The organism is Citrobacter sp. (assembly GCF_050252275.1).
Lineage (GTDB): Bacteria > Pseudomonadota > Gammaproteobacteria > Enterobacterales > Enterobacteriaceae > Citrobacter_A > Citrobacter_A amalonaticus.
Genome location: NZ_JBFWLF010000076.1, coordinates 1 through 15,920, shown reverse-complemented (window position 1 = coordinate 15,920; position 15,920 = coordinate 1). Strand labels below are relative to the sequence as shown.

The 15,920-nt window shown below is 55.2% G+C and carries 17 protein-coding genes; 7 read left to right on the top strand and 10 right to left on the bottom strand.

Annotation, left to right across the window (positions count from 1 at the left end):
- The 5 genes from potG to rlmC form a co-directional block, all read left to right on the top strand.
- Positions 1-1,004 (top strand): putrescine ABC transporter ATP-binding subunit PotG (potG, locus tag AB7E14_RS08795; RefSeq protein WP_428169471.1); only part of this gene is annotated, 1,004 nt, incomplete at its 5' end.
- A gap of 9 nt (positions 1,005-1,013) precedes the next feature.
- The gene (gene potH / locus AB7E14_RS08790; RefSeq protein WP_316961855.1) at positions 1,014-1,967 is read left to right on the top strand and encodes a putrescine ABC transporter permease PotH; all 954 of its coding nucleotides are present in this window, start codon (positions 1,014-1,016) and stop codon (positions 1,965-1,967) included.
- The gene (gene potI / locus AB7E14_RS08785) at positions 1,964-2,809 is read left to right on the top strand and encodes a putrescine ABC transporter permease PotI (protein ID WP_044326564.1); all 846 of its coding nucleotides are present in this window, start codon (positions 1,964-1,966) and stop codon (positions 2,807-2,809) included. The genes potH and potI overlap by 4 nt, the downstream gene beginning before the upstream one ends.
- A 59-nt stretch (positions 2,810-2,868) precedes the next feature.
- A complete protein-coding gene (locus AB7E14_RS08780; RefSeq protein ID WP_043001232.1) occupies positions 2,869-3,357 on the top strand; it encodes a YbjO family protein in 489 nt (162 codons plus the stop codon).
- Positions 3,358-3,397: 40 nt separating this feature from the next.
- Positions 3,398-4,543 (top strand): 23S rRNA (uracil(747)-C(5))-methyltransferase RlmC, encoded by a 1,146-nt coding sequence (gene rlmC / locus AB7E14_RS08775; RefSeq protein ID WP_316961854.1) that lies wholly within the window; start codon positions 3,398-3,400, stop codon positions 4,541-4,543.
- Between the two features lie 94 nt (positions 4,544-4,637).
- On the opposite strand, the gene artJ is transcribed toward rlmC, so the two are convergent.
- From artJ to AB7E14_RS08745, 6 genes are all read right to left on the bottom strand, one after another.
- A complete protein-coding gene (artJ, locus tag AB7E14_RS08770; RefSeq protein ID WP_428169470.1) occupies positions 4,638-5,369 on the bottom strand; it encodes an arginine ABC transporter substrate-binding protein ArtJ in 732 nt (243 codons plus the stop codon).
- 169 nt (positions 5,370-5,538) lie between these two features.
- Complete coding sequence (gene artM / locus AB7E14_RS08765; RefSeq protein WP_042320323.1) at positions 5,539-6,207, bottom strand: arginine ABC transporter permease ArtM; 669 nt, start codon at positions 6,205-6,207, stop codon at positions 5,539-5,541.
- Positions 6,207-6,923 (bottom strand): arginine ABC transporter permease ArtQ, encoded by a 717-nt coding sequence (gene artQ / locus AB7E14_RS08760; RefSeq protein WP_316961853.1) that lies wholly within the window; start codon positions 6,921-6,923, stop codon positions 6,207-6,209. Before artQ ends, artM begins: the two co-directional genes overlap by 1 nt.
- A 6-nt stretch (positions 6,924-6,929) precedes the next feature.
- Positions 6,930-7,661, bottom strand: a complete 732-nt coding sequence (gene artI / locus AB7E14_RS08755; RefSeq protein ID WP_043001227.1) for an arginine ABC transporter substrate-binding protein ArtI — start codon at positions 7,659-7,661, stop codon at positions 6,930-6,932.
- A 16-nt stretch (positions 7,662-7,677) separates the two neighbouring features.
- The gene (gene artP, locus AB7E14_RS08750; RefSeq protein WP_043001226.1) at positions 7,678-8,406 is read right to left on the bottom strand and encodes an arginine ABC transporter ATP-binding protein ArtP; all 729 of its coding nucleotides are present in this window, start codon (positions 8,404-8,406) and stop codon (positions 7,678-7,680) included.
- A gap of 228 nt (positions 8,407-8,634) precedes the next feature.
- Positions 8,635-9,150, bottom strand: a complete 516-nt coding sequence (locus AB7E14_RS08745; protein WP_043001225.1) for a lipoprotein — start codon at positions 9,148-9,150, stop codon at positions 8,635-8,637.
- 128 nt (positions 9,151-9,278) lie between these two features.
- Between AB7E14_RS08745 and AB7E14_RS08740 the strand changes: the two genes are divergently transcribed.
- Both AB7E14_RS08740 and AB7E14_RS08735 read left to right on the top strand, forming a co-directional pair.
- Entirely contained in the window at positions 9,279-9,602 is a 324-nt protein-coding gene (locus AB7E14_RS08740) for a heavy metal-binding domain-containing protein (RefSeq protein WP_042320310.1), read from the top strand.
- The gene (locus AB7E14_RS08735; RefSeq protein WP_428169469.1) at positions 9,599-10,429 is read left to right on the top strand and encodes an N-acetylmuramoyl-L-alanine amidase; all 831 of its coding nucleotides are present in this window, start codon (positions 9,599-9,601) and stop codon (positions 10,427-10,429) included. The genes AB7E14_RS08740 and AB7E14_RS08735 overlap by 4 nt, the downstream gene beginning before the upstream one ends.
- On the opposite strand, the gene AB7E14_RS08730 is transcribed toward AB7E14_RS08735, so the two are convergent.
- The 4 genes from AB7E14_RS08730 to poxB all read right to left on the bottom strand — a co-directional run bounded on the left by AB7E14_RS08730 (position 10,426) and on the right by poxB (position 15,737).
- Positions 10,426-11,439, bottom strand: a complete 1,014-nt coding sequence (locus AB7E14_RS08730) for an NAD-dependent epimerase/dehydratase family protein (protein ID WP_043001223.1) — start codon at positions 11,437-11,439, stop codon at positions 10,426-10,428. The genes AB7E14_RS08735 and AB7E14_RS08730 overlap by 4 nt on opposite strands.
- A gap of 92 nt (positions 11,440-11,531) precedes the next feature.
- Positions 11,532-12,968, bottom strand: coding sequence for a DUF2867 domain-containing protein (locus AB7E14_RS08725; protein WP_428169468.1), 1,437 nt, complete (start codon positions 12,966-12,968; stop codon positions 11,532-11,534).
- A 10-nt stretch (positions 12,969-12,978) separates the two neighbouring features.
- Entirely contained in the window at positions 12,979-13,980 is a 1,002-nt protein-coding gene (gene ltaE / locus AB7E14_RS08720; RefSeq protein WP_316961851.1) for a low-specificity L-threonine aldolase, read from the bottom strand.
- Between the two features lie 38 nt (positions 13,981-14,018).
- Positions 14,019-15,737 (bottom strand): ubiquinone-dependent pyruvate dehydrogenase, encoded by a 1,719-nt coding sequence (gene poxB, locus AB7E14_RS08715; protein ID WP_044256366.1) that lies wholly within the window; start codon positions 15,735-15,737, stop codon positions 14,019-14,021.
- Positions 15,738-15,920 lie beyond the last annotated feature (183 nt).

The window sequence follows — 15,920 nt, the reverse complement described above, 5'->3', positions numbered from 1 at the left end:
AAGGCGAAATCTTTGCCCTGCTGGGCGCATCAGGCTGTGGAAAATCCACGCTGTTGCGCATGCTGGCGGGGTTTGAACAACCTACTACCGGACAAATCATGCTGGATGGCGTCGACCTGTCCCAGGTGCCGCCTTATTTACGGCCCATCAATATGATGTTTCAGTCCTATGCGCTGTTTCCCCATATGACGGTGGAGCAGAATATCGCCTTTGGCCTGAAGCAGGACAAACTGCCGAAAGCAGAAATTGCCAGCCGGGTCGACGAGATGTTAGGTCTGGTGCATATGCAGGAGTTCGCTAAACGCAAACCGCATCAGCTTTCCGGCGGTCAGCGTCAGCGTGTGGCGCTGGCGAGAAGCCTGGCAAAACGGCCTAAACTTCTGCTGCTCGACGAACCGATGGGCGCACTGGATAAAAAGCTGCGTGACCGTATGCAGCTCGAAGTGGTCGATATCCTTGAGCGCGTCGGCGTAACCTGCGTGATGGTGACGCACGATCAGGAAGAGGCGATGACCATGGCCGGGCGTATCGCCATTATGAACCGTGGCAAGTTTGTGCAAATCGGTGAGCCGGAAGAAATTTACGAGCACCCGACCACGCGCTACAGCGCAGAGTTTATCGGCTCGGTCAATGTCTTTGAGGGCGTAATTAAAGAGCGTCAGGAAGACGGTCTGGTGCTCTATTCTCCTGGGCTGGTGCATCCGTTGAAGGTCGATCCGGATGCGTCGGTGGTGGATAACGTGCCGGTACACGTGGCGCTGCGCCCGGAAAAAATCATGCTCTGCGAAGAGCCGCCTGCCGACGGTTTTAACTTCGCCGTCGGTGAAGTGGTGCACATTGCCTATCTTGGCGATCTCTCCATCTATCACGTTCGCCTGAAAAGCGGACAGATGATCAGCGCCCAGTTGCAAAACGCTCACCGTTATCGCAAAGGTCTGCCGACCTGGGGCGATGAGGTGCGTCTGTGCTGGGATGCAGACAGTTGTGTGGTGTTGACGGTTTAAGGAGCGAAGATGAGTACACTTGAACCTCCGGCACGCGTAGAAAAACCAGGCGGCTTTACGTTCTGGCTGGCGCGCGTGCAGATGAAACACGGGCGCAAACTGGTGATAGCGCTGCCTTACGTCTGGCTGATCCTGCTGTTTCTGCTGCCTTTTCTGATCGTCTTTAAAATCAGTCTGGCGGAGATGGCGCGAGCGATCCCGCCGTATACGGAGCTGATGGAGTGGGCCGACGGGCAACTGTCGATCACCCTTAATCTCGGTAACTTCCTGCAGTTGACGGACGATCCTCTCTATTTTGATGCTTATCTGCAGTCACTACAGGTGGCGGGGATCTCGACGCTCTGCTGTCTGCTGCTGGGGTATCCATTGGCGTGGGCGGTGGCGCACAGCAAGCCGTCAACGCGTAATATTCTGCTGCTGTTGGTGATCCTGCCGTCGTGGACCTCTTTTTTGATCCGCGTATATGCCTGGATAGGGATACTGAAAAATAATGGCGTGTTGAATAACTTTTTGCTATGGCTGGGAGTGATCGACCAGCCGCTGACCATTCTGCACACCAATCTGGCGGTGTATATCGGCATTGTATACGCCTATCTGCCGTTCATGGTGCTGCCGATTTATACCGCACTGACGCGGATTGATTACTCGCTGGTGGAAGCGTCGCTGGATCTGGGCGCGCGTCCGTTGAAAACGTTCTTTAGTGTGATCGTCCCGCTGACCAAAGGCGGCATTATTGCCGGTTCTATGCTGGTGTTCATTCCGGCGGTGGGCGAGTTTGTGATCCCGGAACTGCTCGGCGGGCCAGACAGCATCATGATTGGTCGCGTGCTGTGGCAGGAGTTCTTTAACAACCGCGACTGGCCGGTGGCGTCTGCGGTCGCGATTGTCATGTTGCTGCTGCTGATCGTCCCGATTATGTGGTTTCACAAACATCAGCAAAAAAGCGGAGGGGCCCACGGATGAACAACTTACCGGTAATTCGTTCGCCCTGGCGGATTATGATTCTGGTGCTCGGGTTTACTTTCCTGTATGCGCCGATGCTGATGCTGGTCATCTACTCGTTTAACAGTTCCAAACTGGTCACGGTGTGGGCGGGATGGTCAACGCGCTGGTACGGCGAACTGTTCCGTGATAGCGCAATGATGAGCGCGGTGGGGTTGAGTTTGACCATCGCCGCCTGCGCGGCGACCATGGCGGCGATACTCGGCACGATTGCTGCGGTGGTGATGGTGCGTTTTGGTCGCTTTCGCGGGTCGAACGGCTTTGCCTTTATGATCACCGCGCCGCTGGTGATGCCGGATGTGATCACCGGGCTCTCTTTGTTGCTGCTGTTTGTCGCACTGGGGCACGCTATTGGCTGGCCGTCGGATCGTGGCATGCTGACTATTTGGCTGGCGCACGTCACGTTCTGTACGGCGTATGTGGCGGTGGTGATCTCCTCGCGCCTGCGTGAACTGGATCGCTCCATTGAGGAAGCGGCGATGGATCTGGGGGCGACGCCGCTGAAGGTGTTCTTTGTGATTACGCTGCCGATGATTATGCCAGCGGTGGTCTCCGGCTGGCTGCTGGCGTTTACCCTGTCGCTGGACGATCTGGTCATTGCCAGCTTTGTCTCCGGACCGGGCGCGACCACGTTACCGATGCTGGTCTTCTCCAGCGTGCGGATGGGCGTTAACCCGGAAATTAACGCCCTGGCGACGCTGATACTCGGGGTGGTGGGAATTGTTGGTTTTATCGCCTGGTATTTGATGGCTCGCACGGAAAAACAGCGGATCCGCGATATCCAACGTGCAAGACGTGACTGAAGACACTAAAATCTGCCAACCTGGCTACATAATGCCGCGCTCGTCGCGGCATTGTTTTCATGGAAGACGATTCGTTGGGATTTTTTAATAAAACATCCTCATCACATGCCCGCCTGAATGTGCCCACGCTGGTGCAGGTGGCGGCGCTCGCCATTATTATGATCCGTGGGCTCGATCTGCTGATGATTTTCAACACCCTTGGCATTCGCGGACTGGGCGAGTTTATTCATCGCAGCGTGCAGACATGGAATTTAACGCTGGTTTTTCTCGGCAGTCTGATGCTGGTATTTATTGAAATCTGGTGTGCGTTTTCACTGGTGAAAGGGCGTAACTGGGCGCGCTGGATCTATCTCCTCACGCAGGTGATTGCCGCCAGCTATTTGTGGGCGGCCTCGCTGGGCTACGGCTATCCAGAGCTGTTCAGCATTGCGGGTGAGTCAAAGCGGGAGATTCTGCGTACGCTAGTAATGCAAAAACTGCCCGATATGCTGGTGCTGTTATTACTGTTTGTGCCCGCAGCCAGTCGTCGCTTCTTCCGCTTACAATAATGTGTATAATCCTCGCCCCTGTTTAGATAAAGGTTTCCGTATGCAGTGCGCACTCTATGACGCCGGTCGTTGTCGTTCCTGTCAGTGGATCACGCAGTCCGTGGGCGAGCAACTCACCGCCAAAACCGCCGATCTGCGAAATTTGCTTGCCGGTTTTCCCGTCGGAGAATGGTGCGTGCCGGTCAGCGGCCCGGAGCAGGCGTTTCGCAATAAAGCGAAGATGGTGGTCAGCGGCAGCGTGGAAAAACCGTTGCTGGGCATGTTGCATCGCGATGGTACGCCAGAAGATCTGTGCGATTGCCCGCTCTATCCGGCCTCGTTTGCCCCGGTGTTTGCTGTGCTGAAACCGTTTATTGCGCGGGCCGGACTAACTCCCTACAACGTGGCACGCAAGCGGGGAGAGCTTAAGTACCTTTTGCTGACGGAAAGTCAGTCTGATGGCGGTATGATGCTGCGCTTTGTTCTGCGTTCCGACAGTAAACTGGCGCAGTTGCGTGCTGCGCTGCCGTGGTTGCAGGCGCAACTGCCGCAACTGAAGGTCATCAGCGTCAATCTTCAGCCGGTACATATGGCGATTTTGGAAGGGGAGACAGAAATCTTCCTGACTGAACAGCAGGCGCTGGCGGAGCGGTTTAACGACGTGCCGCTGTGGATCCGCCCGCACAGTTTCTTCCAGACCAACCCGGCGGTGGCAAGCCAATTATATGCCACAGCGCGTGACTGGGTGCGGCAGTTGCCGGTGAACCACATGTGGGATCTGTTCTGTGGTGTCGGTGGGTTTGGTCTGCACTGCGCGACGCCGCAGATGCAGTTGACGGGAATTGAAATTGCGCCGGAAGCCATTGCCTGTGCGAAGCAGTCAGCGGCGGAACTGGGCTTAACCAATCTTCATTTTCAGGCGCTGGATTCGACGCAGTTTGCCACCGGGCAGGGGGCTGTGCCGGATCTGGTGCTGGTGAACCCGCCGCGCCGCGGAATTGGTAAATCCTTGTGTGATTACCTCAGCCGAATGGCACCGCAATTTATCATCTATTCCAGCTGTAATGCGCAGACGATGGCGAAAGACATTGCCGCATTGCCAGGCTATCGCATTGAACGGGTACAGCTTTTCGATATGTTCCCACATACCGCGCATTATGAAGTGCTGACATTGTTGCTGAAGGACGAGTCATGGATTGCCGGATAGCGGCGATGGTGCCTTATCCGGCTTGCGAGTGAAGTGTATTTTGTAGGCCTGATAAGCGTCTCGTCATCAGGCACTCTACAGCCAACTCTCTGTCTTACTGCGGGAACCACTGGTCGTTGATTTTTTGGTACGTACCATCGGCCTTGATCGCCGCCAGCGCAGCGTTCAGTTTATCGAGCAGCACTTTATTATCCGGGCGAACCGCGATGCCGAGGCCGGTACCGAAGGACTGTGGATCGGTGACTTTCTCGGTTGCCACACCCAACTGCGGGTTAGTTTTCAGCCACTCGTTCACCACGGCGGTATCACCGAATACGCCATCAATACGGCCATTTTTCAGGTCGATAAACGCATTCTGATAGCTGTCATAGGCCACGGTTTTCACTTCCGGGTGCTTGTCCTGCAAGTATTTCTGGTGAGTGGTGCCGTTTTCCATCCCGATACGTTTACCTTTCAGGTCGGCAAAGGTTTTATAGGTATCTTTCTTCGAAATTACCAGCGCCGAGTTGGCATAGTAGGGGGTCGTAAACGCCACCTGTTTGCTCCGCTCTGGAGTGATATCCATACCGGAAATCACGGCGTCATATTTTTTGAACTTGAGCGCCGGGATCAGGCTGTCAAATGCATGGTTGGTGAAAGTACATTCTGCCTGCATTTGTTTGCATAAGGCTTTTGCCAGATCGAGGTCGAAGCCGACGATTTGATTATTGGCATCCATAGATTCGAACGGTGGATAGGTCGCAGAGACGCCAAAACTGATTTTTTCAGCGGCAGAGGCACCGACGGCGAAAGAGGCAAGTAATGCGGCCAGAACTAACTTTTTCATGGTTGGACTCCCGTTATGATGAGGCGCCGTTTCTGCGGCATGGATTTACAATGCCAGTAAATGAATTTGTATGCAATAAAAATGATTAACTATTTTGTGATAAATAAAAAAAGACGGACAGGTTAGAAACTTGTCCGTCTTGTTGGTTGTGATTTATGCAATAAAGTGCTTAGTTTCGACGTTCGAATGCCAGCGCTTTGCGCTCGATCAGACGCATCATTAACGTCAACAGGCCGTTGACGATCAGGTAGATGACTCCCGCTGCGCCGAACACCATCACATCATAGGTGCGACCGTACAGCAGCTGACCATAACCCATCACTTCCATCAGCGTGATGGTATATGCCAGAGAGGTACTTTTGAACACCAGCACCACTTCGTTGGAATACGAGGAGAGGGCGCGTTTAAAGGCATACGGCAACAGGATTGCCAGCGTGTCTTTCTTGCTCATCCCCAGCGCGCCGCAGGACTGCCACTGGCCTTCCGGAATCGCGCGAATCGCCCCGTAGAACAGTTGAGTGGTATAAGCTGCGCTGTTCAGCGACAGTGCAATCAAGGCGCACAACCACGGCTCTGACAGCAGATGCCACAGAACCGGATACTCCTGCAGAGACGGAAACTGACCCGGTCCGTAGTAGATCAAGAAGATCTGAACCAGCAGCGGCGTACCGGTAAACAGCGTGATATAGCCACGCACCAGCCAGACTACCACCGGCGTTTTCAGCGTCAGAACAATCGTGAAAATCAACGCCAGAATCAGGGCAACGACAATGGATGCCACCGTCAGGGTCAGGCTGGTATGCAGTCCTTTCAGCAGTTCAGGTAAATACTCAAACATCAGCCCGGTCTCCGCTCAAAACGTGTCGCGCGCAGGTCAATGCGTTTGAGAATGTACTGGCTCAACAGCGTAATCACCAGGTAGATCGCCGCAGCGATAATGTACCAGTTAAACGGTTCCTGGGTTCGCGTGGCGATACTCTTGGTTTGCAGCATGAGGTCGTTGACGCTGATGAGGCTCACCAGCGCGGTATCTTTCAGCAATACCAGCCACTGGTTGCCCAGCCCCGGCAGCGCATGACGCCACATTTGCGGCATCACCAGCCGGAAGAAAATGGCGGTCTTCGACAGTCCCAACGCCTGGCCGGATTCCCACTGCCCCAGCGGTACCGCTTTTAGCGCGCCGCGCAACGTTTGAGACGCATAGGCTGCGTAGAGCAGAGAGAGGGCAATCACCCCACACAGGAAGGGGCTGACGTCGAAGTTTTCGATCTCCATTCGTACCGGAATCTGCACGACGCCCAGATTGATCGTAAAGCCATCAGAGAGCATCAGCAGCAGTTGAGAGGAGCCGAAATAGATAAACAGTACCACCAGAATTTCCGGCAGGCCGCGTAAAATGGTGACCAGCGCGGAACCCGTCCACGCGACAGGACGCCATTTCACTGACTCCCAGACGGCGAAAAGCATTGCCAGCGCCAGGCCGAGGATCAGTGCACAAACGGCAAGGCCGACGGTCATCCCGGCGGCGCTTGCAAGTGGGAAAAATTCGTTCATCAAGGCTTACTTCTGGAACCATTTGTTATAGATGGTCTCGTAAGTCCCATCTTTCTTCACTTTTTCCAGCGCAGTGTTGAATTTCTGCTGCAGTTCCTCGTTGCCCTGGCGTACGGCGATGCCGAGGCCGGTGCCGAAGTAATCTTTATCCGTCACTTTATCGCCAACCGGCGCCAGCTTCGGATTGTCTTTCAGCCACTCTGTGACCACCGCGGTATCACCGAACACACTGTCAATACGGCCGTTTTGCAGATCCAGTTTCGCATTCTGGTAGCTGTCATACGGAACGGTAGTGATTTCCGGGTGCTTATCCATGATGAATTTCTGGTGAGTGGTGCCATTCTGCACGCCCACTTTCTTGCCTTTCAGCTGATCAACGCCAGTGAATTTACCCTGCTGACCAATGAACAGCGCGGAGTTGTCATAGTAAGGGGTCGTGAACAGTACCTGTTTTTCACGCTCGGGCGTGATATCCATCCCGGCCATCACCGCGTCGAAACGGCGGAATTTCAGGCTTGGGATCAGGCTGTCAAATGCCTGGTTGGTAAAGGTACAGGTCGCGTCGATCTCTTTACACAGCGCATTGGCCAGATCGACATCAAAGCCGACAATCTTGTTATTAGCGTCCATGGATTCAAACGGAGGATAGGACGCTTCGGTCGCAAAACGAATGGTCTGGGCTGCTGTAGCGGAAAGGCTAAAGCCTGCGATAAGCGCGGCAATCAGAACTTTTTTCATTGTGTTGTCCCGAATCTTAGTGAGAGAGATAGTTTTTAAATGCTTCGGTCTGCGGGTCGGCAAAGCAACTCGCATTACCCTGCTCGACGATATGACCGTTTTCCATATACACGACGCGGCTGGCGGTTTTACGCGCCACTTCCACTTCGTGCGTCACGATCACTTGTGTAATTTTAGTTTCCGCCAGTTCACGAATGATGCTGACGATCTGCGCGGTAATTTCCGGGTCCAGCGCGGCGGTGGGTTCATCAAACAGCAACACCTGCGGCTCCATCATCAACGCGCGGGCAATGGCCACACGCTGCTGTTGTCCGCCGGAGAGATGCAGCGGATAGCGATCGCTGTAAGGTTTCAGGCGCAGGCGTTCAAGCAGCTTTTCGGCGCGCGCCAGTGCCTGATCTTTCGACAGACCCAGCACGCGGCAGGGTGCCTCAATCAGATTCTGTTGCACGGTGAGGTGCGGCCACAGATTGTATTGCTGAAAGACCATGCCGACGTTCTGACGCAGCTCGCGAATTGCTTTATCTGACGGCGTCTTGCGGAAATCGAAGTGATTTCCCGCAATGTTAAGCGTACCGGAACGCGGCATCTCAAGCAGATTGAGTACCCGCAGCAGTGAGCTTTTACCGGCCCCGCTTGGGCCCAGTAACACCAGTGTTTCACCCTGCGGGCAATCCAGCGTGATATCGAACAGCGCCTGATGCGCGCCGTAGAAGCAGTTAATGCCGTTTAATTGAATACTCATTGATGCTCGTATACTGGCCGTCTGATAGCTATTGAAGCCGCAGATAGTACCTTTGACAGAATAGTTATGCAATATTTATGCTTTAAAAGTTAAATATAACGCGCATTTCTCATTAAACATAGCACAAAATAGCGAGGGGGAAGGTCGGTAAGAACAATTGTCGGCATTCCATGCAGAATGCCGGACAATTTACGGGGGGACAATTTTTAGCGCGTTTAAGCGGAGAGATTAACGGTTTTCAACCGACTGACGAAGCGTACCGGCCGGGGCATGCACGCTGCCGCCGAGATAGCGAACATCATCAATGACCCAGCACTGGCCTTCACGGATCATCAGCACTTCATCCTGCCAGTTCTGATCGCCCTGTTTCAGCGCAACGCGTAGCGGGATGTTTCGTGCATCACTATTCGGAATGGTCGAAGCGCTGGCAACACTGGCGCTGTCCGGCGGCGTGGCGCGGCTGGAGAACGGATCGCTGCTCATCAATTGACGATGCGCACTGTCACGACTGGCATCCGACAGCAGTTTCGCCAGGCTGTCGCTCAGATAAGGGCGCAGGGCGGTGAGATCATTACTGCGGTGCTGGATACGATAGTCATAGAATTGTTGAGCCACACTGTCCGGGCCGCCATCCACACAGGCCCCCGCACGCGGCCCGTTGTCTTTATAGGCTGGCGTGACGGTAGTGCAGGCGCTGAGCAGCAGCGCGCAAGGGATGAGCAGGGAGAGTTTCGAATAGCGCATAGTGATTTCCTTATAAGCGTTCTGCCATGAGTCTTCTAAGATAACAGTCATCTACGATAATCAATTATATCCTTTCAATGATAGTGTATGGCGCTGATAATGTGCTGAATGTAACCAGGAGAGACATCATGCAATTTTCGACAACCCCCACGCTCGAAGGACAAAGCATCGTGGAATACTGCGGTGTGGTCACAGGCGAAGCCATTCTGGGCGCGAATATTTTCCGGGACTTTTTTGCCGGTATCCGCGATATCGTCGGCGGTCGTTCAGGCGCTTACGAAAAAGAGTTACGCAAAGCGCGTGAAATTGCTTTCGCAGAGCTAGGCGAGCAGGCGAAAGCGCTGGGCGCGGACGCCGTCGTGGGCATTGATATCGATTATGAAACGGTCGGCAAAGACAGCAGCATGCTGATGGTCAGCGTCAGCGGGACGGCGGTGAAAACGCGTCGATGAGAAAGGGGTTATGGCTGGCGGCCTTTGCGTTACTGCTGACGGGATGCGCGGGCGAAAAAGGGATCGTTGATAAAGACGGTTATCAGCTTGATACCCGTCATCAGGCGCAGGCGGCATATCCGCGCATCAAAGTGTTGGTGATCCACTATACCGCGGATGACTTCGATAGCTCGCTGGCGACGCTGACGGATAAAAACGTCAGTTCGCATTATCTGATCCCGTCCGTGCCGCCGTTGCATCGTGGTAAACCGCGTATCTGGCAACTGGTGCCGGAACAGGATCTGGCGTGGCATGCCGGTATCAGTTTCTGGCGCGGCGCGACGCGCATCAACGACACCTCGATTGGCATTGAGCTGGAAAATCGCGGCTGGCAAAAATCGGCGGGTGATAAATATTTTGCCCCGTTTGAGCCTGCGCAGATTCAGGCGCTGATCCCGCTGGCAAAAGACATTATCGCCCGTTACGACATCAAGCCACAGAACGTGGTCGCGCATGCGGATATTGCCCCACAGCGAAAAGACGATCCCGGTCCGCTGTTTCCCTGGCGAGCGCTGGCAGCACAAGGCATTGGCGCCTGGCCCGATGCGCAGCGGGTAAATTTCTACCTCGCTGGGCGGGCGCCGCATACGCCCGTTGAGATGGCCTCACTGCTGGATCTGTTGTCGCGTTATGGGTATGGGGTGAAGCCTGAAATGACCGCGCGTGAACAGCAGCGCGTTGTGATGGCGTTTCAGATGCACTTCCGCCCGACGTTGTGGAACGGCGTTGCCGATGCCGAAACGCAGGCGATTGCTGAGGCGTTACTGGAAAAGTATGGGCAAGGTTAGCGATGCAGTTTTCCGTGGTCGCGCAACCACGCGGCCGTTTTCACAATACCTTCATCCAGCGTCACCACCGGCTTATACCCCAGTTCCGTTTCGGCACGGCTGATATCCAGCGTAAAATCGAAATTCAGCTTCGACACCCCGTAGTGGGTTAACGCCGGTTCTTTGGCAGACTTATTACCAAAGTGCTCCAGGCTGCGGGCAATCATATCCAGCATCGGATAGGGCACGGAACGGATCCGGCAGTGAATATTCAGTTCATCAATCAGCTTTTGCACGATACTGCGCAGGGTTCTGGGTTCGCCGTTGGTGATGTTGTACACCCGACCGGACGGCAGGCTGTCGCACAGTTCCTGACTCGCCAGCCACATCGCGTGGATTGCGTTCTCATAGTAGGTCATATCGACCATCGCGCTGCCGCCGTGCGGCAACAGCACGCTGCCGTAGTGGTGCATCATGTGCGCCAGACGGGGAATAAACACTTTGTCGTGTGGGCCAAACAGGCTCTGTGGGCGCAACACCGTAAACCGGGTCTGCGGATTTGCCTGGGCCAGCAGGCTGATGACCTCTTCGCCAGCGGCTTTGCTGCGGGCAAATTCATTGGCAAAGCGGTGCGGGCGAAAATCTTCTTTGATATCGCGATGATGGTGATAATCGAAATAAAGCGATGGAGAGGAAATATGAACAAAGTTACGCACGCCCCATGCGACGGCCCATTCGCCAAGACGGCGGGTCGCACGTACGTTTGCCAGATCAAAGGCTTCCTGAGTTCCCCAGGGTGAGGTGAAACTTGAGCAGTGCCACAGCGTATCGATGCCCGCAAGCATAACCTTCGCCTGCGAAGAGACCAGCTCGGTCAGATCCGCATGCACAAACTCCGCGCCCATTTTTTCGAGCAGTTTACCCATCGCTTCGTTGCGACCGGTCGCTCTGACGCTGATGCCTTTGTTGCGCAAAAACTCAACCGCGTTTCGTCCTAAGCCGCTGGTTGCGCCGGTAACCAGTACCTTCATATCAGTCCACTGTGTTTAATAAAACGTCGTGCGCATTCTTCCGTGAATTACGTCGGTATGCAATGGGAAACGTGAAACAATACAGTAAGTTTTTACGATTTATCTGTGATTTGTTCTGCAAGTCTGGCAATTTTCTTTGCCATCCCCCGGAAAATAAACAGGTGCGCCGGGATCATCAGCAGCCAGTAGAAAAGCCCTGGCATACCGTGCGGATGCCACCAGGCACGCACGTCAATTTCGCGATGATCGCCCTTATCGTCAAGGGTAAAGCTCAGCCGTCCCAGGCCTGGCGCTTTCATGCCAAACAGCAGCGCGAGCTGTTTTTCTGGCTCGACGATAATCACTTTCCAACTGTCTACAGTATCGCCCGGTTGAAGCAGTTCGTGTTCAGGACGACCTTTTGCCAGCCGATGCCCGACTAGCAGATCCAGCGCGGCGCGGATCTTCCACAATCCATTGCCAAAGAAATAGCCCTCTTTGCCGCCAAGACGGTTCACTACCCGCCACAACGCCGGCAAACTGGCGGATGTCTTTACGGTAAACCCGGCCTGTTTGGCGAAAAAGCCGTATTCCGGTCGCCAGCGGGCAAACGCCTGCGCGTCGTAACCCCAGTCGCTGGAGTTCACCAGTTTTTCCTCTTCCTTCAGCGTATTGCGTACAGCATCGTCAAAGGCGATAAGCTTTTGGGGTATCAACGCCCGCAATTCGCTGTCATCGGCCAGCAGATCGTGTCTGAGGCCCTGTATCAACGCTTTCGCGGTGGTAGGCGGCACCGAGGTGATGACATTCAGGAACCAGACGGAAATCCAACGGGTGGGAAAGGGGATGGGGATAAGCCAGCGATGCTTGCCGCTCACCGTCATGAAATGGTCGAACTGCTGCTGTGAGCTTAGCACCTGTGGCCCGGCGGCTTCAATGATCCGATGCTCACGGGACGGGTGATCCAGCAAGGCCACCAGATAATGCAGCAGGTTTTCCAGCGCGATGGGCGTGGTACGTGAACGCACCCAGCGCGGCGGGGTCAGCACCGGCAGGTTGTAGACCATGTCGCGCATCACTTCAAATGCGGCGGAACCGGCTCCGACGATGATCCCGGCGCGCAGTTCCGTTACCGGTACGCCAGACTCGCGCAGGGTATCGGCGGTGATCTGCCGCGCCCGCAGGTGGTCAGACTGCTCGTGTTCCGGTGCCTGCAAGGAGCTGAGAAAAATCAGTTGCCCGACCGGCGTTTCACGCAGAGCATCACGCACGTTAAGCGCGACCTGACGCTCATGGGCAATGAAATCGCCGCCTTCTCCCATACCGTGTACCAGATAGTAGACGGTATCAACATTCGTCAACAGAGACGCAAGCTGCGTCGGCCAGTTCAGATCGACCTTATGACAGCTGACGTTGGGCAACTGCTGTTTGTCCAGCCGTTCAATGCGACGTGCCACCGCCAGTACCTGATGTCCTTGCTGGCTGAGCGCCTGCACCAGATGTTGACCAATGTAACCACTGGCGCCAAGAACCACTATGCGTTGCGGCACATCTCTCTCCTTAACGAGTCAGGAACGCGCGCCAGTGGGCGACGACATCAGCAAGCTGTTCCCGTGAAACATCCAGATGGGTCACCAGACGGGCAATCGGCGACGCGTTGATCAGCACGCCCTGTGCCTTCATGTATTCACCCAGCGCTACGGCGTTGGCCTCACCGACGCGGACAAACAGCATATTGGTGTCGTGACGCATCACGTCCGCCCCGGCTTCCCGTAGCTGCTCTGCAAGCCAGGCCGCGTTGTCGTGATCGTCCTGCAGGCGCGCAACGTTATTTTTCAGGGCATACAGTCCGGCTGCCGCCAGGATACCGGCCTGACGCATGCCGCCGCCGGTCATTTTGCGCCAGCGGATGGCGCGCTTGATGTAATCGCGGCTGCCGACCAGTAGCGATCCGACCGGCGTCCCCAGCCCTTTGGACAGGCAGATGGTAAAGGAGTCGCAATACTGCACGACCTCTTTGAGTTCACAGCCGTACGCCACGACAGCGTTAAAAATACGTGCGCCATCGACATGCAGCGCCAGACCGCGCTCACGGGTAAATTCCCATGCCTCTTTCAGATACTCTCGTGGCAGGACTTTGCCGTTGTGGGTATTTTCGAGGCTTAGCAGGCGGGTACGGGCAAAGTGGATGTCATCTGCCTTTATTTTGGCGGCGACTTTATCCAGCGGTAACGTTCCGTCTGGCGCAGCGTCAATCGGCTGCGGCTGAATGCTGCCGAGCACCGCCGCGCCACCGGCTTCATACAGATAGTTATGGGCCCCCTGACCGGCGATATACTCTTCGCCACGCTCGCAGTGGCTCAGTAGCGCCACGAGGTTGGCCTGGGTGCCGGTGGGTAAAAATAACGCCGCTTCTTTACCTGAAAGGTCAGCGGCGTATTGCTGGAGAGCGTTAACGGTAGGGTCATCCCCGTACACGTCGTCCCCCACCGGGGCGGCCATCATTTCTTCAAGCATGGCGCGACTCGGACGGGTGACGGTATCACTGCGTAGATCAATCATTGCACATCCCTATTGTTTGAAAGGCGATGTGCATTGTTTTACCTGAGCCAGTTGGTTTTTGCCAGTTCGATCACCTCATCGCCGCGACCGCTGATGATGGCGCGCAGCATATACAGGCTGAAGCCTTTGGCCTGCTCCAGTTTGATCTGCGGCGGAATGGCCAGTTCTTCTTTTGCAACAACTACATCCACCAGCACCGGGCCGTCGATTGACAGGGCGCGCTGTAGTGCTTCATCAACGTCTGCGGCTTTTTCCACCCGAATACCGGTGATGCCGCACGCTTCGGCAATGCGCGCAAAGTTAGTGTCGTGCAACTCCGTACCGTCAGTGAGATAACCACCGGCCTTCATCTCCATCGCCACAAAACCCAGCACGCTGTTGTTAAAGACCACGATTTTGACCGGGAGCTTCATCTGGACCACTGACAGGAAATCCCCCATCAGCATACTGAATCCGCCGTCGCCGCACATAGCGATCACCTGACGTCCCGGTGCGGTGGCCTGTGCGCCCAGTGCCTGCGGCATGGCGTTAGCCATCGAACCGTGGTTAAACGAGCCCAACAGACGGCGCTTGCCGTTCATTTTCAGGTAGCGGGCGGCCCATACCGTCGGCGTACCGACGTCGCAGGTAAAGATGGCGTCATCGGCGGCAAAGTGGCTGATTTGTTGCGCCAGGTACTGCGGGTGAATTGCCTTTTCGCTGGGTTTGGCAAGATCGTCGAGACCCTTACGCGCATCGCGATAATCGCTCAATGCCTTATCGAGGAATTTACGTTCGGTTTTCTCTTCCACCAGCGGCAGCAGTGCCGTCAGCGTGGCTTTGATATCGCCTACCAGCGCCATATCGACCTTACTGTGCGCGCCGATACTGGCGGGGTTGATATCAATCTGGATAATTTTGGCGTCAGTTGGGTAGAACGCGCGGTAAGGGAACTGCGTGCCGAGTAGCACCAGCGTATCGGCATTCATCATGGTATGGAAGCCGGATGAGAAGCCGATCAATCCGGTCATCCCCACATCATATGGGTTGTCATATTCGACATGTTCTTTACCGCGCAGGGCGTGAACGATGGGGGCCTTAATTTTGGCGGCAAACTCGACCAGTTCTTTATGCGCACCCGCGCAGCCGCTGCCGCACATCAGGGCGATATTGCTGGAGTAGCGTAACAGTTGAGCCAGCTTTCTTAACTCTTCTTCTGCGGGCGTGACGATCGGCAAGGGCGCGTGATACCAGTGGCTGCTGGCGCTTTCTGGCGCTGGTTTTAATGCCACATCGCCTGGTAATACCACCACCGAGACGCCACGATTGAGCACCGCTTTGCGCATGGCAATCGCCAGGACCTGGGGGATCTGTTCCGGGCTGGAAACAAGCTCGCAATAGTGGCTACATTCGCGGAACAGTTCCTGTGGGTGCGTCTCCTGGAAATAGCCGCTGCCAATTTCGCTGGACGGAATGTGGGCGGCGATGGCCAGCACCGGGACGTGGTTACGATGACAATCAAACAGACCGTTGATCAGATGCAGGTTACCGGGTCCACAAGACCCTGCGCAAACCGCCAGTTCACCGGTCAGTTGCGCCTCCGCACCCGCCGCAAACGCGGCAACTTCTTCATGACGGGTCGACATCCACTCAATCGTTCCCATGCGATTGAGGCTGTCGCTCAGGCCGTTCAGCGAATCGCCCGTCACGCCCCAGATACGTTTCACACCTGCCTGTTCCAGTGTTTTAGCAATAAAAGCGGCAACCGTTTGTTTCATGGTTTTCCATCTCCTTAATTGTGATACCGGTTACAAGTTTAGATGAAGATAGTGATTACGCTGCGTGGCCCCCCCTTATTTTCAGCGGCTTCCTTTCAGGGGGGATAACGCGTAGCGTGAAAAAATCAGAGTGAACCAGGGGTAAATTCAGATGCTTACCACATTGTTAAATGCAGTGAATCG